We start from the raw sequence: 21,381 nt of genomic DNA, 5'->3' as shown, positions 1-21,381 counted from the left end.
TCTATGATTATTGTAATAAAGACAGAGCAATGATCTGGTCAATGCTAGAAACCCGAAATTCCGGTCGGGTTTTTTGCTCTTCGTGGCAGAGGGGGGCGGCTTCATCTGAACTGTTGCTGCAGGGTCTCTCTCAGGGATAACGGTATGTTCTGGAATGATGTTCCGATCTCAATCACAGTGCTAATTGTAGAATATATCGGCTTGCATAGTATCTGGACTATCTGCGAAAGCGATGCGACACAGAAAGTCATGGTGAACGGTGTCTGTTTTCTGAAGTTGTCCATTATTCTTGATGCCTTACCGTCAACTCGAATGCGTGCTCCACCTGCTGAGATGTTTATTATCGTTACGGGCTTGTATTGTGTTTCGTTGTCGGACATGTTTATTTCGATTATAGCGGGGATTGAGACGTCTACACGTTGATACTGCCTGAATTCTTTGTCTGAAATTTGCGGATTCTTGATGTCGTTGCTGTTGATGTATTCCTGTATAAGCTGGTTTATAAGCGATTCTTCGGATGTGTTGTCCCGCCTTGAAATCTGCCGGAGGCGGAATGCCAAGTCGGAATTGATGTCAAAACAAATCGTCATTTTACTGGGACAGTGTTTCGTGTCTCGCTGCATGGTAAGTTGAGGAGGGAGTTTGTGGGCAACGTGTAACATTGACATGCTTATTCAAGGAGCATGCCAAAGAGTTGAACGGCGCCCGTTCCGAACTACGGAACCTTTGGCCATGGCCGAAGCGGGTGTGCGGGCGGCCTAATGGCCGTCGGATTCAAGCAGGATTCCCCCCACCGTGTGCACCACGTCACGGTCCGGGTGGGCTTCGGGCTTGGGGGCGGCCATCCAGTTCCAGTAACGCTCGGGCGGGGGAAGCGGAGTGCCGTGAAGGGGATTGGCGGCGCGGGTTTCATTCCTGCCCGCGCTGATCCAGCTGAGGTCGGTGAGCAGGCAGCGCAGACCTGGCAACGCTCGCAGCCAGGCCAGATGGACCTCGACCAGCCGCCTGGCGTAATCCTCCAGGTCGCTGTCGGTGTAGCGTCCCGTGAGCCAGAGCCGTTCCATGGGGATAAGCGGCAGCGTGGAGAGGGTATTGGCGGAAACAGTGAGGTCCGGTTGGAGATCGTCAAGGAAATCGGGAGGCTGGGAGGGGACAGCGAGCGGCGCTCCCGTATCGAGAGAGCGCTGGAGACCGGCCAGGGCTCCGGTGAGATCGTGCTCCAGCAATCGTATGTTGCTCAGTTCACGGGCCATAAGCACCGCTTCCCGGGGATGGACTAGGTCGATGAGCAGGACGTTGCGGAACGTACTGGCCAGTTTCTTCAAAGGGACATCAAGGCAGAGTCCCGATCCGGCGATGACGGCCAGGTCTTTTTTGGGCGTATTGTCGGCCGCGTGAAGGATGAAGCTCCTGCTGCGATCAAGGTGCGGTTGCCACGCCTCTTTGTTTCGTTTCCACCTGGCTTTGTAGCGGGCGAAATCACGTACATAGCCGAGCTGTCTGGCGGTACGGGAAGCTGTCGCCGTTACGGACCAAAGCCATTCCTGGATCATTGCCTCGCCTTTCGTTGTATTGGTCGCTCAGGTATGAATCGAATATCAAAAGAGATATATGTTCGTCCAGGGGGGAGATTCTTTATTGGACCAAAGAGAGTTCGCGGACGGAACAAGTGTAAAATTTTTCATTATTTGTCGGAAAAATTTACAAGCTGCAGGATGACAGAGCAAATCCCAACCACTTTGGATGACGAAATTTTTATGTACGCCTAAGCATGACTGGAAGCATGGCCGGATGTACATGGGCATGGCGCTGGCCGGATTAATATCGGCGACTGGAAGACTGGGGCGCTCCCGGTCGAGCGGACCGGCGGGGCTCTCCGGAGGTGGCGGACAATTTGCTAGGCTTTTGCGTCGCCGGTGGCGTCGCGGCCTCCGCCAATCTCCATCGTAGGGGCCTGCGCCGCGAGGGCGTACCACCGGCACGCACGGCCTTGACCAACGGGGCCATGAGGACGCGGTAATGAAACAACAGGCCATGTCGCAATTTAGGAACCTCGTCTTCAAGGGAGGAGGGGTCAAGGGGCTCGCCTACCTGGGCGCACTCTCGGTGTTGGAGGAGGAGGGGGTCACCGACGGGGTGCGCCGCCTGTGCGGTACGTCCTCCGGCGCGGTGGTGGCGGCCCATGTGGCATTGGGCGGCAAGGCCGGGCAGCTGCGCTCCGAAATGTCGCGCGAGCTTTTGAGCGGCATGCTGGACGGTTCCGCCTGGCCGGTGCGGGATTTTACCCGGCTGATCCGCGACTTCGGCTGGTTCCGGGGCAAGCGGCTGTCGATCTGGCTGAAGCGGCATTTCGAGGAGCTGTCCGGCGTCCATAACCTGACCTTCGCGAAACTGGGACAGCTGGCGCGGGAAAATCCGGAGCGCTTCAAGGACCTAGCCATCATCGCCACCAACGTGACCCACCAGTGCCCCCACGTGTTCAGCCCCGCCAACACGCCTGACGCGCTGGTGGCCGAGGCAATCAGGGCGTCGATAAGCATCCCCTTCCTGTTCAGCGCCACGCGCCTGCGGTCGGGAGAACTCTGCGTGGACGGCGGCCTGACCTGGAACTACCCGATCAATTTCTACGACGACAGCAGCTGGTTGTCCCGCAAGGACGACGCCGGGCTGTACGCCGTGCTCGACCACCCCGCGGAAAAGAACAAGGTGCGCTTCTACAACAAGGAAACCCTCGGCCTCATGGTGGAAACGCGCTCGACTGTGAAGAGCAGAACGGAGAACCTGGGAGGGCGGCACGGAGACATCGAGTCGTTTCCGAGCTACCTGAAGGCCATGCTGGGGCTCATGACGGATGTGACCACCAGCAATTTCCTGAACCTCCCCGACTGGCAGCGCACGATTTTCATCGAGGCGCACGGGGTCCGGGCCACGGACTTCAATCTTTCGGAAGACGTTCTCGAGAGGCTTATCAAGTCGGGAGAACAAGCCACCCGCCAATACATCGCGTGGTTCAGGAGCCGTGACAGCAGGCCCCTGAACAGGATCGACGCCTCGGAGCCCTCCCAGGGCTGAGCGCTTCCCCCCTCCGGCCGGAACGCGGCCCCGCCTGCCATTCGGCGCAAGCTCCATGTCAGCGCATGGCCCTGGAAAAGAGACGCTACCCGATCTGCCCGCGGATATCGAAGGAGAGCATATGGATTTGTCCGGCCGCGTCGAGGGGCGTGGCCCTGAGCGTAGCCGGGAAAGGTTTCCCGCCGCGCATGAGGCACATGGCCTCGACCTCGCCGGCGCTGACGAGGATGTCCGTCATGGCGGTCCCGCCGGAGTTGGCCAGCACATCGATCCCGGCGGCCCGGCAGGGCCTGCCGAGCATTTCGTCCCTGTCTATCCCCGACAGGCTGGAGAAGGCGTCGTTGGCGTCGATCACCATCTGTCCGTCGCCCTGAATGATCAGGGCCGGAATGATGGAGCTCCGGAACGCCTTCGCGTGGAGGCCCTGCGCGCCGGCCGGCGCGTCGCCCGCGGATTTCTGATTGGCCATGACTTTGTCCAGCTGCTCGGAGCGCATCTTGGCCAGATTCTCCAGGAAGACCTTGTATTCCTTTTTTGCCTTGATCGCGACGTATCTTTCGATGTTTCGCTCGATGATGATGTGCAGCAGCTCTTGGCTCTCGATGGGTTTGTTGACGAAATCCCATGCTCCGAGCCTGATGGCCTCGATGGCTTTCTCCAGGATGCCCACCCCGGAGATGACGACGATGGGGATGTCCGGAAAAATGTCTCTCGTATTTGCGATGAATGCGAACCCATCCATGACCGGCATGGACAAATCCACGAGCGCAAGATCGATATCCGGATTTTTCTTGAGCAGTTGCAAGCCTGTCAGGCCGTTGTCTGCGGGGATTACGGTGTATCCCATGTCTTCCAGGAAGCAAACGACGGAATCGCGGAACACCTGATCGTCATCAATCAGGAGGATTTTGTTCGAGTATGCATCCACAGGTTCTGCCTCGCGAAGTATACGACCCCCCTACCTTTTCGAGGGCTTATGTGTGATCCATTTCCAGTGCAAGCAATAATTGCCGGAACCTAAAACCCATGCATAAGTCGTGCAACAGAAGGGCGGAGCGCCAGCTCGTCATGGAATGAGATGCCGCAGACACCGGGTGGGTTACGCCAGGAGGCGCGAGGGGGGAGCATCCCGCGCAGGGCGCTCGCGAGAGGAGCCCCGTGCGGGAGGGGGACGGGGCTATTCCACGTTGAGGATCACCGAGAACGCCTTGATGAGCGCGCAGATCTCGTCGCCGACCTTGAGGTCGAGCTGCTTGACGGATTCATCCGTCACCAGCGAGCAGACCTTGGTTCCGTCGGGCAGCTCGACCACCACCTCGGCGGAAATCTCGCCCGTGTTCACCTTCACGATCTTGCCGCAGAACTTGTTGCGGGCGCTGGTCTTAAGCTTCATGTCCTCCTTGACCAGGATGACCCAGGGAGCCTTCACCGTGGCCGTGACCAGAAGGCCAGCCTTGATGCCCAGACTGGCCATGCTGTCGTGGGTGATGACCGAGATGATCTTCAGGCCGCTCGGGGTGGTCACCTCCACCTCGGCCAGGATGTTGCCGGTGCGGATGGCCGTGACCTTGCCGGTGAACGAATTGCGGGCGCTGGTCTTCATCTCGGTCTCCTTGAGGATGTAATAGTTGACGATGCGCGAGATGTCCTGTTCGGTGAAGTTCATGTACTGCGCGGTGAGGCTCACGTTCTGGTGGCCCAGGATGGATTGCACCACGGCCAGCGGCATGCCCTCGCGCAGGAGCTCGATGGCCCGGGAATGGCGGATGACCCGCGGATTGATGAGCTCCCTGGGGATGCCGCAGGCGTCTGCGCGCTCGTAGAATTTGCGGCGCACGAAGCCTTGGTCCAGCTTGAATATCTCGCCGCGCAGGGAGGCGTTCATGGGGTCTTCGAGCAGGCGTCGGATCTCCTTGAAGACCTCCTTGGGCAGGCTGACCTCGCGCGCGTGCTCTCCCCGGACTAGCACGGCGGATTTGGCGAATTCGAAATCCTCACGGTCGTCCACTGCCAGGGCCTCCCCGAGCTTGATCGCGCCGTAGCGGATGAGCAGGTACAGAAGCCAGATGCGGCCTCGGGCCCGCTTGTGGGGCAGGCTCTTGGTGGAGGTGAACCATGTCCGGAAACTCTCGGTGATCGCGTGCAGCTGCATCTGGTCCAGGTGCTTGACGTCGGCGGGCACCTCGAAGGTCTTGGCCGGGCAGGGGGCCTTGGACCCGCGCCGTTTTCCCGAGGAAGGGCCAAGGCCGCCGCAGGGGCGGGCCGTTTCCGGACGCTCGTCCCCCACCTTTTCCAGGATGAATTTCAGGTCCTCGCTGCCGAGCGAATTCAGGAATGCCACGAGATTGTCTCGGATCATGCGGCTCTCTCCTTGCTGTGATGCCCCGGAAATATAACATCAAAACGAAGGCTTGTCTCAAAGTCACGAAAGCAGGTGAAGGCGTGTCGCGGTTGGCCCGGCCCGCGGCGGCGGGTATGAGGGCATCTCCGGACAAGGATTCAATCCGGGAGGTGCTTATGGAACTTGTACTCATACTCGTTTGCTGCTTCGCCCTGCTCTTCGTGGTGGAAGTATTCCTCGGGGGGGCTCTTCCCGGCGAATCCTCAATCCAGGCCGGTTGCCACGGCCTGAAGATGGGCCGCATGGGCATGGGGCAGTTTTTCGGCCAGGCTTTGCCGCTGGCCATGGCCGGGATCGGACTTCCCATGTCCTTGCAGCATCATTGGGCCATCCTGCTGGTCGTTCTCGCGGGCGTGTCGCATCTTGTGGTCTGCAGGATCATGAAGGCCTGCTGAATCCGAAACGCGCCGCCTGCCCTGGCAGGCGGCGTGCAACCCAGGCCCGACGCCGACAATCCGGGCCATATCCCCAGGAGGTCCCATGCATTCCGGAGTTCTCAAACGCCTGGCGGGTCTCGTCCTGCTGGCCTTCGTGCTCGTGGGCGCGGCCGCGCCGCTTCGGGCCGCAGACCTTACCGTGTCCGCCGCGGCCAGCCTGACCAACGCCTTCCAGGAGCTCAAGCCCTTGTTCGAGAAGGCCAATCCCGGCGTGAACGTTCTCTTCAATTTCGCCGCCTCCGGCCCTCTGCTCAAGCAGATCGAGGCAGGGGCGCCCGTTGACGTCTTCGCTTCCGCCGACCAGGAAACCATGGACCAGGCCGCATCCAAGAAGCTCATGGCCGAGGGCACGCGCAAGGATTTTGTGGCCAACTCCCTGGTGATGATCACTCCCTCCGACTCGAAACTCGGGCTCAAGCAGGTCAAGGATCTGACCGGGGCTCCGGTGGCGCGCATCGCGGTGGGCAATCCCGATTCCGTCCCCGTGGGGCGCTACACCCGTGACAGCCTGACCAAGGACGGCCTGTACGAGACGCTCAAGCCCAAGTTCGTGCAGGGCGAGAGCGTGCGCCAAGTGCTCGACTACGTGAGCCGGGGCGAGGTGCAGGCCGGGTTCGTGTACATGACCGACGCCATGATCGCCAAGGACAAGGTCTCCGTGGCCGCCACCATGGGCGGGCACGCCCCCATCACCTATCCCATCGCCGTGGTGGCTGCCTCGGCCAACAAGGACATGGCCGCCAAGTTCACGGCTTTCGTCCTTTCCGCCGAAGGCCAGGCCGTGCTGGCCAAGTACGGCTTCAAGAAGCCGTAGCCTGCTTTTCCTGAAGTCGGGGAGGGCGGCCTGCGTCCTCCCCGTCCCTCCTCTCGCCCGCTCCGGGGCGGGACTTCCCCCTTTTCGTAGGGATGTTTCCCGTATGTGCTGAAAAGAAGCATGTCGTCGGGCCACGTCATGCCGGTCTGCGCGCAAGGAAATATGGCGAACCGGGAAGGGCGGGCTTCTGCCTCTTCGGCTTCGCTGCGAATTTTCATACAATTGATTTATATTGTTTGAACGGAAGCTATTTTACCGGAAATAGTTTTCGCGTCAGTGCGCATTGGTAACTGGATCAGGATATATTTCCGGAGAGGTGCATCTCTTGTGAAAATGGTGTTGCGTAGATGCTGGCGTGCGTTTATGGGGGGCGATGATGTCTCCTGTTGTCATCAGAGTGGAGAACGGCTGGCTGGGATGACTCTGGTTGTTGTGGTGAACCGGCTGACGAGTCATTGCAGTGGCTGTCCTTTGGCAGGCGTGCGCGGGGCGATCTCCGGCGCTGGAGAGCAGCGCAAGAAAACAAGCAAACACGTGAGGATGTTATGAAGCGTACGATCTTCGTTGTCTTGGCCGTGTCGGCGTTCTTGCTTTCAACCTGCCTCATGACCATGACCCCGGCAGGATCTCGCGCTCTGGCCCAACCCGGGACCACCCACGGGTCAGGCATGAATGAGGGCGGCCCGGGCAGCCAGGGCGGCATCTCGGGCAAATCCGGCAAGAGCGACACCACCAGCCAGGAGGGCGCCTACAGCGGGACCAACGTCATGCCGGACAAAAAGCAGGCCCCCGCTTACAAGAAAGAAACGGGCACCATGCCGGACAGCAAGCAGACCCGCACTAAGAAGGGGGCCAAGGGAACCAAGAGCAAGAAGATCGAGGGCAAGCAGAAAGGCTCGGGCAAGTCAGGAACCAAGCAGGGTTCCGGCATGGACAGCGGCTCCGGCAGCCAGACCGGAAGCCAGCCCTCCGGGCAGAACATGAACCAGTAGGAAGAGGCCACTAAATCCGCGGGCAATCCCGGCTCTGGGGCCCCGCATGAACAAGGCCTGCATGCCGGGAGCCCATTACCATGGTTCCGGTGTCGCGGGAGGCGCAGGCTGGGGCCGGACGTGCAGTCCGGCCCCAGGGCCGCCGTGAACCCCTCCGGTCAAGTCCGGAAGGGGCTCCTAATTTTCAGGCCCGGCAGTACCGGTCCTAGTCGACCCACTCGTCATCATCCTCGATGGGCGTGAATCCCCGCCTGAGCGTATTCTCGCTCACCACGCGCGGGTCCACGAACTGGAGCAGGTAGTCAGGCCCGCCCGCCTTGGAGCCCACGCCGGACATCCTGGCCCCGCCGAAGGGCTGGCGGTGCACCAGTGCGCCGGTGATGTTGCGGTTCAGGTACAGGTTGCCCACGCGGAACTCGCGCCTGGCCTTCTCCAGATTTTTCGGGCTTCTCGAGAACACGCCGCCGGTCAGGGCGAAGCGCGAGTCGTTGGCCATGGCCAGGGCCTCGTCGAAGTGTTTGGCCTTCATCACTGCCAGGATTGGCCCGAAGACCTCCTCCTGGGCGATGCGGTGCTCGGGGCGAATGCCCTCGACCACCACCATGGGGGCGTAGTAGCCGGGGCCTTCGGCCAGGCGCTCCACCACGATGCGGCCTTCCTTGCGGGCGATCTCGGTGAACTCCTTCACCTTGGCCTGCTGCCCGGGGTCCACCACGGGCCCCATGGAATAGCGCGGGTCCTCGGCGGGACCGATCTTCATGGACTCGCAGGCCTTGACCAGCCGCTCCAGGAAACGGCCGTAGTTCTCCTCCAGTACGATCACCCGCGAGCAGGCCGAGCACTTCTGGCCCTGGAAGCCGAAGGCCGAGTAGGCCACGGCCAGCACGGCCTCGTCCAGGTCGGCGTCGTCGTCCACGATGATGGCGTTCTTTCCGCCCATCTCGGCGATGACCCGCTTGCAGTTGACCTGTCCGGGCTGAACCTTGGCGGCCTTCTCCATGATGCGAAGGCCCACTTCCATGGAACCGGTGAAGGCCACGCAGCTTACGTCCGGGTGTTCCACCAGGTAGTCGCCCATGACCGAGCCACGCCCGGGGCAGAAGTTGAACACGCCGTCCGGCAGCCCGGCCTCCTTGAAGATGTCCGCAAGGCCACGCCCAACCAGCGACGACAGGCCTGAAGGCTTGTAGACCACACAGTTGCCGGTGACGATGGCCGCGGCGGACATGCCGCAGGAGATGGCCAGGGGGAAGTTCCAGGGCGCGATGACGGCGCACAGGCCCTTGGGTTCATAGAACAGGTGGTTCTTCTCGCCCGGCTCGCGCCCCATGCGCCTGGGAGCGCCCATGCGCACGGCCTCGCGCGCGTAGTATTCCAGGAAGTCGATGGCCTCGGCCACGTCGTTATAGGCCTGGTCCCACTGCTTGCCCACCTCCAGCACCTGCATGGCGGAGAGCGCAACGGCCCTCTCGCGCATGAGGGCGGCTGCGCGCATCATGACGGCGGCGCGGTCCTTGGGGCTTACGTCGCGCCAGGCCGGGAAGGCAGCCTTGGCAGCCGCCACGGCCGCGCCGGTTTCGGTGACGCCCGCCTGGCAGACCCGGCCCAGCACCTCGGCGGGGTTGGCGGGATTCACCGAGTCGATGAGGTCCGCCGTGGTCACGTCCTTGCCGCCGATAACCAGCGGGCAGATGCCCCCGGCCGCGCGGCGCACGTCCGCGATGGCGGCAGGGAAGGCCTCGCGCAGGGCCTTCTCGGTGAAGTCGGCCAGGGGGAAGTTGGCGAAGGGCGAAAGCCCCTCAGGACCGGCTTCCGTTTCCCTGGGCTTCCTGGCCTGGGCCTTTTCGCGCTCCAGGGTTTCTTCGGGGTTCTCCAGCAGCCGGTCCTCGGCCTCGCCTTCAGCGAAGGACAAGCGCAGGAAGGATTCGTTGGCCGTGTTCTCCAGAAGCCTGCGCACCAGATAGGCCATGCCGGGCAGGAGCTCGCCGTAGGGGCAGTACAGGCGCACCCGCCCGGCCACCTTGAGCAGGCCCTTGCGCACCGGCTCGGCCATTCCGTAGAGCGCCTGGAACTCGTAGCGCGCCTCGGGAACGCCCAACGCCTTGGCCTTCTCCATCACGAAGCTGATGGTGCGGATGTTGTGCGAGGCGCACTGGAAGTAGATCATCTCGTGGTTCTCAAGGATGAGCTTCGCGCAGCGCTCGAAGGCCATGTCCGACTCGGGCTTGCGGGTCCACACAGGGATGGGCCAGCCCATCTGCTTGCAGACCACGGTTTCGTAGTCCCAGTACGCGCCCTTCACCAGCCGGATGCCCATGGGCAGGTTGCGCGCCTTGGACCATCCGATGATCTCCTCGATGTCGCGCTCGGTTTCCTTCAAGTAACACTGGAACACGATGGACAGGTGCGGATAGCTTGCGAACTCCGGATCCTGGCGCAGGCGCTTGAACAGCTCGATGGTGGCGTCCTTATACTTGAGCTGCTCCATGTCGATGCACAGCGCGCCGCCCATGGCCTTCACCGCCCGGTAGATGGGGCGCATCTTCTCCAGGATGCCTTCGACCGTGCCCTCGAAGTCCACAGGCTTGGACTGGGAATAGAGGGCCGAAGGCTTGATGGAGACGTTCACCTTGGGGGCGTATCCCCAATCCAGGTCGCCGCCCGCGCCACCCAAGGGTTTCCACGAGCCCTGCTCGCGGGCGATGGCCTCCAGCACCTCCAGGTAGCCGTCGCGGTAGGCTTGTGCCTCCTCCTCGGAGACGGTGGCCTCGCCCAAGAGGTCCACGGTGAAGGCGAAGCCGTCCTTGCGGATCTTCACCAGGTTCTTCACGGCCTCCTTGGTGGTCTCGCCCACGATGAACTGCCGGGCCATGCCCTCGATGTTGGAGCGGATGGCCTTGCCCATGACCTTGGCCGCGAGGCCGCCCAGGATGCCCGATTTCTCCGCGCCCCATTTGAGCACGGGGGGGATGTCCCCGGCCTGGCCGCCGGTGAAGTACTCCTCGATATGGCGCTGCAGCGCGTCGGCCGAACTCAGGTAGGGCAGCACGTCCACGAAGCGGAACAGCTGGACCTTGAAGTCCTCGTTCTGCATGGCCCAGTCCATGACCTTGCCGGTCCAGAAACCCTTGTTGAAGATGGACGGGGCCTCGCCGCGGATGCTTGCGAAGAACGCCTTGCCGCGCGCGTTGATGGCCTGCTCGATGTTCATGTCCGACATGCTACGCCTCCTCAGCGGTGTTGCGGGATATGGGCATGATTCCTGTTTCCTTCACCGTCTGGAGCACCACCGTGGAGTTGGTGTCGCGCACGGTGGGCAGGCGGCCGATCTCCTTGAGCAGGTCGGCCAGGGCCTTGGGGCCGGACACGCGGACCTTGATGAGGTACGCCGCCGACCCGGCCGCGTAGTGCACCTCCATGACGCCCGGGATGGCCGAAAGAGCCTCGCCGGTGTCGGTGGCACCGACGGGTTCCTCGGTCTTGACGAACGTGAAGGCGGTAAGGCCAAGGCCGATGGCCTCGGGGTTCAGACGCGCCTCGTAGCCGGTGATGACCCCCCGGCGTTCCAGCTTGCGCACGCGCTCCAGCACGGCGGATGGGGCCATGCCCACGTCGCGGGCGATGTCCGCGTTGGATGTGCGGGCGTTTGACTGAAGAATCGTCAAAATTTGAGTGTCTATTTCGTCGATCATTCTGTTTACTCGCTGTTTTTGGGATAAAATTCGAAACGGGGAGATTTGTCAAGGCGGTGAGTAGGGGAAAGGAAAGAGCGGGGCTCCGCCCCGGCCCCCGGCAGGGCTCTGCCCTGCACCCGCCAGGGGGATCATCCCCCTGGACCCTCTAATAAGCTCGCGGGCGTAACCGGCATGCTGGTTGCGCCCGCGAAGCTATTTGGGGATTCCAAAGGGATTGGTCCCTTTGGCCGTCGGAGGCATCTTAAAAAAGAACCCCGGGCGGATGGGCCGCCCGGGGTCAACGTGAGGAGCCTCCGGTGAGGGTGGATGGGGGGGGTGACCCGCCGGAGGCTTGGACAGCGGATGGGTTTTAGCTCTTGGTCCCGGCCGTCTTGTACTCCTCGTCAGGCGGCGGTCAGGCCGCCGCTTTCTCCCAGTTGCGCAGCGCAAGTTTCAGCGCGCCAACGGTGAAATAGTCGCAGTCGAGCTTGGGCATCACCCGCGTGAGGTGCTCGTGCAGGTCCTCGTTGGTGATGGGGTAGCAGTCGTAGATGGACTTGCCGATGACCATGCGGGCAAGCGCGGCCAGGCATTCCTTGCTGTAGTCGCAGCCCTCGGCCATGCCGCCGGCGTCCACGATCACCTCGTTTTCGATGCGCAGCTCGACGCGGATGGAATCCTTGCACACGGTGCAGCTGCGCTCTCCCACGGCGTTGGCGTGGGCCACCGGGCGGACGTACGGACCCTTGCCCGCTATAAACGGGGTGGCCTTGGCGCTGGGGGCCAGGGGCAATTCCTCGGGAGATTCGGCGGAGGCGTCCGCGCCGTGCGCGGCGGCCACGGTCTCGATGCCCATTTCGCGGCGCACCACGTCCAGGTCGATGATCCTGGGGTCCACCAGGGAGAAGCCGCAGCTGCCGCCCCAGTCCTGCTCGTCGGCGAAGGAGCCGTTGTAGCGGACGTCGTCCACGATGAGGAAATCCTGCTCGCCGAGCACGCGGTCCCAGCGGTGCACGAAGAAGTCGAACCGGGCGGGGTCGAAGCTGGTCACGTTGCGCCATATCCAGTGCATGGTGCAGTGCTCGTCGTCGTATCCCAGGAGGGCCAGGTAGCGGGCCTTGCTCTCCAGGTAGTGGCGGCGGCGCAGCAGCACGGCGGAATCGGGGATGGCCGAGGCGTCGAAGTCGACGGGCTGGCCGCCCAGGCTGACCTGCACGGCGCAGTCGTCGCCGTACTTCATGCCGCAGGTGCTGGTGTTCCCGTTGCGCCACCAGTGGATGTATTTCTTGGCGTAAAATTTGCGCCCGAGGGTGCCTATGCGCTCGACCGTCTTGGGAGAGACCGGATGGAGGGAGAGGTCGCAGCGTTGGCCGGAGAGTTTGAGTATGAGGTCCATGGGGTATTTTTCCGGGATAACTCGGCGGAGGACCGGCCCCCGCAGGCAGCGGACGGGGGCCGGTCCGGGGCGGACCGGGCGCGAGGCCCCGTCCGTCCGCCGGTATGGTTTTTACGCGGACTAGGATACGCTCCCGCCGCAAAGGTTGTCGTCTTGAGCCTGCATGAGCTGCTGGCTGGCCTGGACCAGTTCGGTCACGCGCGCCTTGGCCTGGGCCTGGCGATAGGTGCCCATCTCGACGAACTGCAGGGCCTGCTTGGGGCAGGCTTCCACGCAGGCGCAGACTTCCTTGCCGTTGCTGGCGCGCCAGGCCTGGCACAGGTCGCACTTCTTGGCGGAGCCGCTGTTGGTGCGGCCGCTGAAGGAGGTCTCGCCTTCCACGCCCACTTCGATGGCGCCGAAGGGGCAGGCCATCACGCACATCTTGCAGCCGACGCAGAGGTTTTCGTTGACGCTGACCAGCCCGTCGAGCTGCTGGATGGCGCCGAAGGGGCAGGCGTGGGCGCAGGGGGCGTCCTCGCAGTGGCGGCACTGGATGGGGAACTTCAGATTGTCGACCTTCACCACCTTGATGCGGGAGATGACGGGCAGGCCGCGCTTCTTGGCTTCCTTGAAGGACAGGCCGATGTGCGCGCCGGCGCAGGCCATCTCGCATTTCTTGCACCCGATGCACTTCTCGGGATTGGCGAAAACAATAGGATTTTCACAAGCATTGGGCATGATCATGCCTCCGGGTAGGTTGTTCGACTTCTATGCTTTTGACGTAGAGCTCACGCCCGGTGGCGAGCGTGACCGTCGAGCGTTCGCAATGAGGGCAACGCAGGAGCCGTCCGATTCTGCGGGCGGGAGCGCCGCAGGCGTCGCATGCGCCAGTGGCGGCGATCTTCTCGATCATCAGCTCGGCTCCGTCAGCCACCGTGCCCAGGGCCATCATCTCGAAGCAGGCCGCCAGGGTGGAATCCTCAACGCCCGCGTACTCGCCGATGCACAGGTCCACGCGGCGCACCGCGCCGGTATGGGCCTCGCGGGCCTTGTCCCGCACGATGCCGAGTATGCTCATTGCCAGGGAGGATTCATGCATGGCGTTCCACCATTTATTCGCGTGCGCACGTTATCCGCGCGCGAGACCACTCAATCACTCCGGAGAGCTTTTGACTGTCAGCCACGCGACAAATTGAAAAAAATGAAAAAGATTTCGGAGAAAAGGTGAGGCCGCGCCCGACGGCCTCACCTGATGTGACGGGTACTCCGGCGGGTTCTCAGCGCTCCGTGCAGGAGATGCAAGGGTCGATGCTGTTGACGATGAGCGGGATGTCCGCCACCTGGCAGCCGGCCATCATCACCTGGAGGGCCTCCCAGTTCATGTAGGTGGGCACGCGCCACTTCACGCGCTGGGGGGTGTCCGATCCGTCGGAGCGCAGGAAGTAGACCAGCTCGCCGCGCGGGGCCTCGCTGCGGGCCACGGATTCTCCCGCGGGCACGGCGGCCATGCCTTCGATCTTCACCGGCCCTTCGGGCATCTGCTTCAGGCACTGCTCGATGATGGAGACGGACTCCACGGCCTCGCGCAGCCTGAGCATGGCCCTGGAGTGGACGTCGCCAGCCGTGTCGGACTGCACCTCGAACGTGAGGTCCTCGTAGGTGGCGTAGGGGGCCTTGCGGCGCACGTCGTAGGCCACGCCGGAGGCTCTCGCCACGGGGCCCACCACGGCGTAGCGCCGGGCTTCGGCCTCGGGCAGAACGCCGATGCCCCTGGTGCGGGTGCGGATGAGCGGGTCCTTCTCGAACACGCCGTAGAGCTCGTGCAGCTGGGGCTTGAGGGCCTCGATCTGGCCGCGCAGGAAACGGGCGGTCTCCTTGTCGATGTCGGTGCGGGTGCCGCCGATGGTGCACTGGCCCAGGTTCATGCGGTTTCCGTACACGCCTTCCTTGGCGTCCTGCATGAGCTCGCGCACTTCCATGGCGTGCATGAACAGCGAATCGAAGCCCACCAGGTGGGCCATGATGCCCACGTTGAACAGATGGGAGGCCACGCGCTTGATCTCGTCGGCGATGACGCGCAGGTACTGGCCTCGCTCGGGCACGGTGATCCCGGCCAGGGTCTCCACGGCCATGCAGTAAGTGGCCGGGTGGCTGTTGGAGCACAGCGAGCAGACGCGCTCGGTCAGGGTGACGTTCTGGAAGTAGTTGCGGTGCATGGCCAGGGCTTCCATGCCCCGGTGGACGTGTCCGGCGGTGAGGTCCAGGCCGCGCACGGTTTCGCCTTCGACCTTGATGTCAAAGTACATGGGCTCTTCGAGCGCCACGTGCAGCGGTCCGACCGGAAGGGTATATGTCTCGGCCATTAGTTCTTGGCTCCCTTGGTGGCCCATTCGGGCATCTGCTTGCCGGCGAACACCTTCTCCCAAAGGGTGGTGGTGGATGCGCCGTTCATCATGGTGGAGAGCGGCACCAGCCTGTCCAGGATGTCGCCGTCGAGCTCCTTGTCCAGGAAGAGGCGGCGCGGGTTGGGATGGCCTTCCACCTCGATGTTGTAGAGCTCGGTGAACTCGCGCTCGTTCCAGTCGGCGTTCTGGAACCACGGAGTGATGGAGGGCACCCTGGGCGGCTCGGAGTCCACGCAGGCGGTCACGGTGATGACCACGCCGTCCAGGTCGAAGTGGTAGGCGATCTCGCGGCCTTCGATGCGCGAGAACTTGTCGTTGCGGTATGCGGTGACGGTCATGAGCCGCGCCCCGGCCTGGGCCAGGTGGGGAGCCACCAGCTTGAGGGCGTCGGGGTCGCACAGCTTGACCCATCCGAATGCGTTCTTGTTGGCGTCGGTCGACCAGTAGACGGCCCCGGGGCCCAGGGCCTTGCCTACGGCGTTCTCGAGCGCCTGCTTGGCTATCTCGTTCATTGCTGCTCCCGCAGTTGGATCAGATTCTTATCGGTGGCGTGCTTGACCTGGCTTTCGCGCTTGCACTTGGGGCAGAGCAGGAAGCGGTCGGGGGAACGCGTGCCCAGTTGATCGACGATGACCTGGGGCCTGGGCTGGATGCGCGCACCGCACTGGGAGCACTCGCCGAAGGCCACGAAGCTGGTCTCGCAGAAGGTGTACTTCTCCTCCGCAAGGTGGGAGAGGTGCCAGTTGTCGGTCATGGTCACCGCGCCGGTGGGGCAGTAGTGGGCGCACATGCCGCAGAAAACGCAGGAGTTGTGCCAGAGCACGTATTCCACGCCCGAGCCGTCCTCGGCCGCACGCATCTGGATGGCCCCTGCGGCGCAGACGTGCTTGCAGATGCCGCACAGGATGCACTTGGACTCGTCATGCGAGGCGCATCCCCGGAAACGCTTGGGGGTCTTGGCCGGAGCGAAGGGGAAAGGGTCGGTGGAAGGACCTTTGAGCAGGTTCTTCACCATGATTTTCAGGAACGGCAGCATGTGGCCTCCGTAAGCCTAACGCGCCAGACGTCCAGGGCCTTGACGATGCCCTCGATGATGGCCTGGGGCCTGGGCGGGCAGCCCGGGACGATGACGTCCAGGGGGATGTAGTGGTCGGTGGGGGCGCCGGTGGAGTATCCGTCGCGGAAGCATCCGCCGGAGACCGGGCACACGCCCACGCCCACCGTGACCTTGGGATGGGGGATCTCGTCGAAGACGCGCAGCACCTTGTCGCGAACGCGCACGGTGAGCGGGCCCGAGATGAGAACGATGTCGGCATGCCTTGGGCTGCCGCAGTATTTGCACCCGATGCGCTCCACGTCGTAGCGCGGGATGAGCGCGGCGGTGGCCATCTCCACGTCGCAGCCGTTGCAGCTGCCGGCGTTGAGCCGGTAGATCCAGGGCGAGCGCGGGGCGAGCTTGTTGATCAGATTGCGCATGATGTCCTCGTTAACGAAGGATATAGGCCAGCCCGAGGCTCATGAGCGCCAGGGGCGAAGTGTACTTGACGAAGAAGGCGAAGCCCTGGTCCAGGCGCAGGCGTCCGGTGGCCGCCCGGAAGCAGGTCACGGAAACCATGAGCAGCGCAAGGCACTTGAAGACGTGCCAGGCCAGGTTCACCAGCACGTTGCCGCCAAGGCCGTTGGGCCACAGGAGGGCCACCGCCAGCTCCAGCACCACCACCAGCTTCACCGCGCTCATGAGGTTGAACGTGGCCAGAAGCGGCCCGGAGTATTCCAGCAGCGGACCTTCGATCACCTCGGGCTCGGCCTCGGGGATGTCGAACAGGCCGCTGCCCATGGTGCCGGGGATGAAGATGAGAAGCGCCAGGGCCGCGGGCATCATGACCGGGTCCAGCAGCAGGGGGCCGTTTGCGAACTGGTAGGCCATGATGGCGTCCAGGGAGAAGAGCGAGCCGCCCGCACCGCCCACGCGCACCGCCACCGCCAGGAAAGAGGCGATGAGCGGCATCTCGTAGGCGAACATGATGGCCATCTCGCGCGAGAACCCAAGCGCCCCGTAGGGCGAGCTGGATGCGGAACCGGCCAGCATCAGCGCCATGGCCGGGATGGGCAAGAGGTACAGAAGCACCAGGATGTCGCCCAGGCCGGACACGCCGGACCACACGCCGCCAACGGGCATGACCGCGGCGGTCACCAGCACGCCGGTCAGGCCCAGCACCGGGGCCAGCCGGAAGGCCAACTCGTTGGCAGTGGTGGGGATGAGGGTTTCCTTGGTGGTGAGCTTGAGCACGTCCAAGAGCGGCTGGATGAGCGGGGGGCCGACGCGGCGTTGCAGCCGGGCCAGCACCTTGCGGTCCATGCCCTTGAGGAAGAGCCCCAAGGCCAGGGCGAACGCGCCGCCCGGGAAGATCAGGATGGCGAACGTCGCCTCCAGGATATTACTCATGATGGCCTCCGAAACGCTTGAGAGCGAAGTGGCCCTTGGTCATGCGGGCCAGTATCTGCAGGGGGGCGGCGTAGAGGTCGCCCGCGCCCACGTGGGTGAAGCGGTGGTCCACGCTGGTCTCGCCGCAGGTGTGGATGGCGGTGCGGCGCACCCGGCCGGTGAGGCGGGAAACACCCAACCACACGCCGCCTCCGACCACGATGATCATGAAGGAGAGCAGCGTCATGTCGAACGCGCCGTAGCCTGAGGTGATGCCGGACAGGGCCACCTGGGGGGCCTGGATGTTCAGCGCCTGCTCGATGCCCGCGATGGGGATGAGCGCCAGGCCCGGGAAGATGCCCGTCAGCAGGCACAACACGGACAGGATCACGATGGGGATGCGCATGGCCGGGCCGACTTCATGGGCGCGCTCGGCGGCGGCCGACATCTGGCCGAAGAACGCGCCGTGCATGAACTTCAGGAAGTAGGCCAGGGTGATGACGCTGGACAGGATGGCGATGATGGCCAGCACCATCTCGCCGCGCTCGATGAGCGCGTAGTAGATGACCAGCTTGGAGTTGAAGCCGTTGAAGGGGGGCATGCCCGCGATGGAGAAGAGCGCCGCGCAGAAGCACAGGAGCGTCACCGGCATCTTGCGGCCGACGCCGCCAAGCTCCTCCAGGTTGTGGGCGTGGGTGGCGAACATGAGCGCGCCCGCGCAGAGGAACGCCAGGTCCTTGAACAGCATGTGGTTGAACAGGTGCAGCAGGCCGCCGGTGACGCCGAGCGTGGTGCCCAGGCACACGCCCACCACGATGTAACCCAGCTGGCTCACCGTGGAGTAGATGAGCATCTCCTTGATGCCGGTCTGCACCAGGGCCTTGACCGCCGCGTACAGGATGGTGATGCCGCCGATCCAGACGCCGATGTGCATGGCGGTGTTCAGCGCTGCGGCCGAGTCGCCGCTGACGCCTCCGGCCCACACGAACCGGGCCAGCATCAGGCCGAAGGGGGCGCTTTTTAAGAGCATGGCCGAGATGTAGCCGCTCACCGGGGTGGGTGCGGTGGCCGGGTGCATCTGGTAGTCGATGCGCACGGGCAGCATGGCCGCCTTCATGAGCATGCCGATGCCCGCCAGGCACAGGCCGGGCAGCCAGGTGGTCGCGGGCAGGGTGGTGACGGCGTGGTTCACGGCGTCGAACCCGAAGCCTCCGGCCACGTGGCCCAGGCACAGGATGCCCAGGAACAGGAAGGACGCGCCGGCGATGTTGAACAGGAAGTACTTGGTGCCTTCCTTCAGGGCCGAGGGGCTCTCCTCGTGGATGATGGCGAAGAAGAGCGGCCAGCTGCTCATGATCTCCCAGAAGCAGAAGAAGGCGATGAGCGAGCTTGTGGAGCACAGGCCCACCAGGCCGGCCACCATCACCGAGAACACGGCGAAGAAGCGCCAGCCGGTGTGGCTGTGGGTCATGTAGCCGGTGGAGTAGGCCATGTTGCACACGCCTAGGCCCAGAACCAGGAGGGCGAAGGTCCACTGCAGGCTGCCCCAGTCGCCCATGTGGACCATGAGCGCGATGAGGCCCAGGGCCAGGCCCACGGTGGCGGCCTTGCCGGAGAGCCTCATATCCTTGCGCAGGAAGATCGCGGCGGCGGCGCCGGCAAGCGGCAGCACCACCGGCAGGGTCCAGTTGATGGAGATATCGGGCAGCGCGCCCACGGACGCCGGGAAGAGCGCGGTGGCGGCCGGGATCACCAGGGAGGTCCACTGGGAGGGGATGAGGCCGCTCACCAGGGCCAGGGCGGCCAGGCCGCCGACGGCCAGGCGCATGGTCAGGGGCATTTCTTCGACGGGCTGGCCCTCGTAGGGCGAGAAGAAGAGCACCTTGATCAGGCGTCCGTAGTACACGCAGCCAATCAGGCTGCCGATGAGCACCAGGGCGGCGATCCAGGTTTGCCCGGCCGCCATGGCGGCCTGGAGCATCAGGAACTTGCTGAAGAACCCGCCCATGGGGGGCAGGCCCATGATGGAGACCAGGCCCACGGCCATGCACGCGCCGGTTACGGGCATGGCCTTGCCCAGGCCCTTGAGCCCGTCGATGCGCTGGGTGCCCGCGCGCATGATGAGACCGCCCGCCGCGAGGAACAGCAGGTCCTTCATGACGGCGTGGTTCACCACGTGGGACAGCGCGCCAACTGTGGCGGCCCAGGTGCCCAGGCAGAGCACCAGGCCGATCTCGCCGATCTGGGCCAGGGTGGAGTAGGCCAGCATGCGCTTCACGTCGGACTGGGTCAGGGCCATGAGCTCGCCCAGGATGAAGGTCACGGCGGCCATGAGCGTGACCAGGGTCAGGATCCAGTGCCCTCCGGCTTGTCCGGCCAGCACCGGCACGATGAGGGCCACGCCCAGCACGCCCGCCTTGGTCAGCAGGCCGGACAGGGGCGCGGAGATGGACGACGGGGCCACCGGGTGGGCGGCGGGCAGCCAGGCGTGCAGGGGGAAGAAGCCCGCCTTGACCGCGAAGCCCGCAAGCAGCAGCAGGGCGAGCCCGGACACGGGGCCGAAGGCCTGCAGGGCCGCGCCCATCTGCCCGATGCCGGCGTGGGGGGCGGCTGCATGCAAGGCCAGGAGGCCGATCTGCATGAAATAGGCGCCGCCCGCGCACATGACGAAGTACTTGGCGCCCGCCTTCAGGGCCTCATGAGTGGGCTTGTGCACCACCAGCATGTAGGACGAGAAGGTCATGAGCTCCCAGAAGCCGTAGAAGCCTCCGAAATCTTCCGCCGATGCCAGTCCGATCAGGGTGGCGATCATGACGAACAGGAAGAAGAAGTAGCGGTCCGAGCCCTTTTTGCGGCCCATGTAGCCGATGGAATACAGGGCCACCACGCCTCCGCCCAGGGCGTAGAGCATGGTGAAGACGTGCTGGATGGGGGCCGCCCCGGCCTGGGGCCAGGCGGCGGCGACGGTGGCGGTGGTCACGATGCCGATCAGGATGTTCCGCACGGACGGGACGTAGCATCCGGCCAGGAAGACCGCGAAGGCTCCCACGTAGGGAATCAGCGCGGCGGCGGGCCAGGCGCCCTCGAGTTCCGGCAGCGAGGCTCCGCCGATCAGGTGCAGCAGGGGGGCGGGGAACAGGCTGGCCAGGGCCAGCGCACCGGCCAGCAGCATGGGCAGGATGCCCGCGCTCACATGAGCGGGCTCGGCCTTGGACGTCTCCATGCACACGGCGTGGACCACGCGGATGGTGTAGAGCGCGGCCATGACCGAAGCGAAGGCCAGGGCCAGGGCGGTGAGCCAGTGGCCCCCGGCCACGGCGGCGTAGATGATGAGGGTCTTGCCGGGCAGGGCGCCCAGGGGGGTGACGCCGATGGCCGCGAACAGGGCGAAGCCCAGCAGGGCGGCGTTGGCCGGGCTGGCGGAGCCCATGCCCCGCAGGCCGTTCAGGCTCCAGTCGCCCTTGGAGTCGGCGAAGGAGCGCAGGGTTAGGTACCACACTGCGCGGGCCGCGGCCTGGTAAAGCAGATGCGTCAGCGCCCCCGCGCTGCCGCCTCCGGCTCCGAGGCTCAAACCCACGAGAATATAGCCCGCCTGGGCCAGAGCCGAGAACGCCATGAGGCGCTTGAGCTCTCCCAGGGAGCGCAATGCACGGAGCTCGCCCACTACGGCGAGCGCTGCTCCGGCAAGAAGTCCGAGTTGGGTGGAAAGTTCCATGAATTCCTCCTTTCGACAAACCACTAGATCACCACCGGACCTGAATCTGTCCGGTGGACGACGTTTCA

At 64.0% G+C, this 21,381-nt stretch carries 19 protein-coding genes; 4 read left to right on the top strand and 15 right to left on the bottom strand.

The genetic code is table 11. The features are described 5' to 3' along the window. Window positions 1–101: 101 nt before the first annotated feature. Window positions 102–590: a PilZ domain-containing protein gene (locus ML540_RS17835; protein WP_279343427.1), complete on the bottom strand. Its 489-nt coding sequence runs from the start codon at window positions 588–590 to the stop codon at window positions 102–104. 168 nt (window positions 591–758) lie between these two features. After that, the gene (locus tag ML540_RS12325) at window positions 759–1,325 is read right to left on the bottom strand and encodes a hypothetical protein (RefSeq protein ID WP_243361487.1); all 567 of its coding nucleotides are present in this window, start codon (window positions 1,323–1,325) and stop codon (window positions 759–761) included. Between the two features lie 694 nt (window positions 1,326–2,019). On the opposite strand from ML540_RS12325, the gene ML540_RS12320 reads away from it, so the two are divergent. After that, window positions 2,020–3,072: a patatin-like phospholipase family protein gene (locus ML540_RS12320; protein WP_243361485.1), complete on the top strand. Its 1,053-nt coding sequence runs from the start codon at window positions 2,020–2,022 to the stop codon at window positions 3,070–3,072. 85 nt (window positions 3,073–3,157) lie between these two features. Here the strand turns inward: ML540_RS12320 and ML540_RS12315 are convergent, their stop codons facing one another. After that, window positions 3,158–4,000, bottom strand: a complete 843-nt coding sequence (locus ML540_RS12315) for a response regulator (protein WP_341482657.1) — start codon at window positions 3,998–4,000, stop codon at window positions 3,158–3,160. Window positions 4,001–4,249: 249 nt separating this feature from the next. Then, the gene (locus tag ML540_RS12310; RefSeq protein WP_243361480.1) at window positions 4,250–5,431 is read right to left on the bottom strand and encodes a TOBE domain-containing protein; all 1,182 of its coding nucleotides are present in this window, start codon (window positions 5,429–5,431) and stop codon (window positions 4,250–4,252) included. Between the two features lie 158 nt (window positions 5,432–5,589). Here ML540_RS12310 and ML540_RS12305 point away from each other — a divergent pair, with 158 nt between their 5' ends. The 3 genes from ML540_RS12305 (at window position 5,590) to ML540_RS12295 (ending at window position 7,716) form a co-directional block, all read left to right on the top strand. Then, window positions 5,590–5,868 (top strand): hypothetical protein, encoded by a 279-nt coding sequence (locus ML540_RS12305; protein WP_243361478.1) that lies wholly within the window; start codon window positions 5,590–5,592, stop codon window positions 5,866–5,868. 85 nt (window positions 5,869–5,953) lie between these two features. Then, window positions 5,954–6,724 (top strand): molybdate ABC transporter substrate-binding protein, encoded by a 771-nt coding sequence (modA, locus tag ML540_RS12300; RefSeq protein WP_243361477.1) that lies wholly within the window; start codon window positions 5,954–5,956, stop codon window positions 6,722–6,724. A gap of 545 nt (window positions 6,725–7,269) precedes the next feature. Next, window positions 7,270–7,716: a hypothetical protein gene (locus ML540_RS12295; RefSeq protein ID WP_243361474.1), complete on the top strand. Its 447-nt coding sequence runs from the start codon at window positions 7,270–7,272 to the stop codon at window positions 7,714–7,716. Between the two features lie 205 nt (window positions 7,717–7,921). Here ML540_RS12295 and pruA read toward each other — a convergent pair whose 3' ends face one another. From pruA to ML540_RS12240, 11 genes are all read right to left on the bottom strand, one after another. Continuing rightward, the gene (gene pruA, locus ML540_RS12290) at window positions 7,922–10,936 is read right to left on the bottom strand and encodes an L-glutamate gamma-semialdehyde dehydrogenase (RefSeq protein ID WP_423747892.1); all 3,015 of its coding nucleotides are present in this window, start codon (window positions 10,934–10,936) and stop codon (window positions 7,922–7,924) included. Window position 10,937: 1 nt separating this feature from the next. After that, window positions 10,938–11,408 (bottom strand): Lrp/AsnC family transcriptional regulator, encoded by a 471-nt coding sequence (locus tag ML540_RS12285; protein WP_243361473.1) that lies wholly within the window; start codon window positions 11,406–11,408, stop codon window positions 10,938–10,940. A gap of 397 nt (window positions 11,409–11,805) precedes the next feature. Beyond that, window positions 11,806–12,786: an iron-sulfur cluster assembly scaffold protein gene (locus ML540_RS12280; protein WP_243361471.1), complete on the bottom strand. Its 981-nt coding sequence runs from the start codon at window positions 12,784–12,786 to the stop codon at window positions 11,806–11,808. A gap of 120 nt (window positions 12,787–12,906) precedes the next feature. Beyond that, a complete protein-coding gene (locus tag ML540_RS12275) occupies window positions 12,907–13,506 on the bottom strand; it encodes a 4Fe-4S dicluster domain-containing protein (RefSeq protein WP_243361469.1) in 600 nt (199 codons plus the stop codon). Next, the gene (gene hypA, locus ML540_RS12270) at window positions 13,490–13,867 is read right to left on the bottom strand and encodes a hydrogenase maturation nickel metallochaperone HypA (protein WP_243361466.1); all 378 of its coding nucleotides are present in this window, start codon (window positions 13,865–13,867) and stop codon (window positions 13,490–13,492) included. Before hypA ends, ML540_RS12275 begins: the two co-directional genes overlap by 17 nt. Window positions 13,868–14,045: 178 nt before the next feature. Beyond that, entirely contained in the window at window positions 14,046–15,131 is a 1,086-nt protein-coding gene (locus ML540_RS12265) for a hydrogenase large subunit (protein WP_243361464.1), read from the bottom strand. Further along, a complete protein-coding gene (locus ML540_RS12260) occupies window positions 15,131–15,685 on the bottom strand; it encodes an NADH-quinone oxidoreductase subunit C (RefSeq protein ID WP_243361462.1) in 555 nt (184 codons plus the stop codon). The genes ML540_RS12265 and ML540_RS12260 overlap by 1 nt, the downstream gene beginning before the upstream one ends. Continuing rightward, a complete protein-coding gene (locus ML540_RS12255; protein ID WP_243361460.1) occupies window positions 15,682–16,209 on the bottom strand; it encodes a 4Fe-4S binding protein in 528 nt (175 codons plus the stop codon). Before ML540_RS12255 ends, ML540_RS12260 begins: the two co-directional genes overlap by 4 nt. Then, the gene (locus ML540_RS12250) at window positions 16,194–16,649 is read right to left on the bottom strand and encodes an NADH-quinone oxidoreductase subunit B family protein (RefSeq protein ID WP_243361458.1); all 456 of its coding nucleotides are present in this window, start codon (window positions 16,647–16,649) and stop codon (window positions 16,194–16,196) included. Before ML540_RS12250 ends, ML540_RS12255 begins: the two co-directional genes overlap by 16 nt. Before the next feature lie 10 nt (window positions 16,650–16,659). Then, window positions 16,660–17,619 (bottom strand): respiratory chain complex I subunit 1 family protein, encoded by a 960-nt coding sequence (locus ML540_RS12245; RefSeq protein WP_243361457.1) that lies wholly within the window; start codon window positions 17,617–17,619, stop codon window positions 16,660–16,662. Further along, complete coding sequence (locus ML540_RS12240; RefSeq protein WP_243361455.1) at window positions 17,612–21,313, bottom strand: proton-conducting transporter transmembrane domain-containing protein; 3,702 nt, start codon at window positions 21,311–21,313, stop codon at window positions 17,612–17,614. The genes ML540_RS12245 and ML540_RS12240 overlap by 8 nt, the downstream gene beginning before the upstream one ends. Between the last annotated feature and the right edge of the window lie 68 nt (window positions 21,314–21,381).

It is taken from the genome of Fundidesulfovibrio terrae, assembly GCF_022808915.1.
GTDB lineage: Bacteria > Desulfobacterota > Desulfovibrionia > Desulfovibrionales > Desulfovibrionaceae > Fundidesulfovibrio > Fundidesulfovibrio terrae.
Note: the sequence above shows the minus strand (reverse complement) of the source record. Positions and strands in the feature narration are given on the sequence as shown.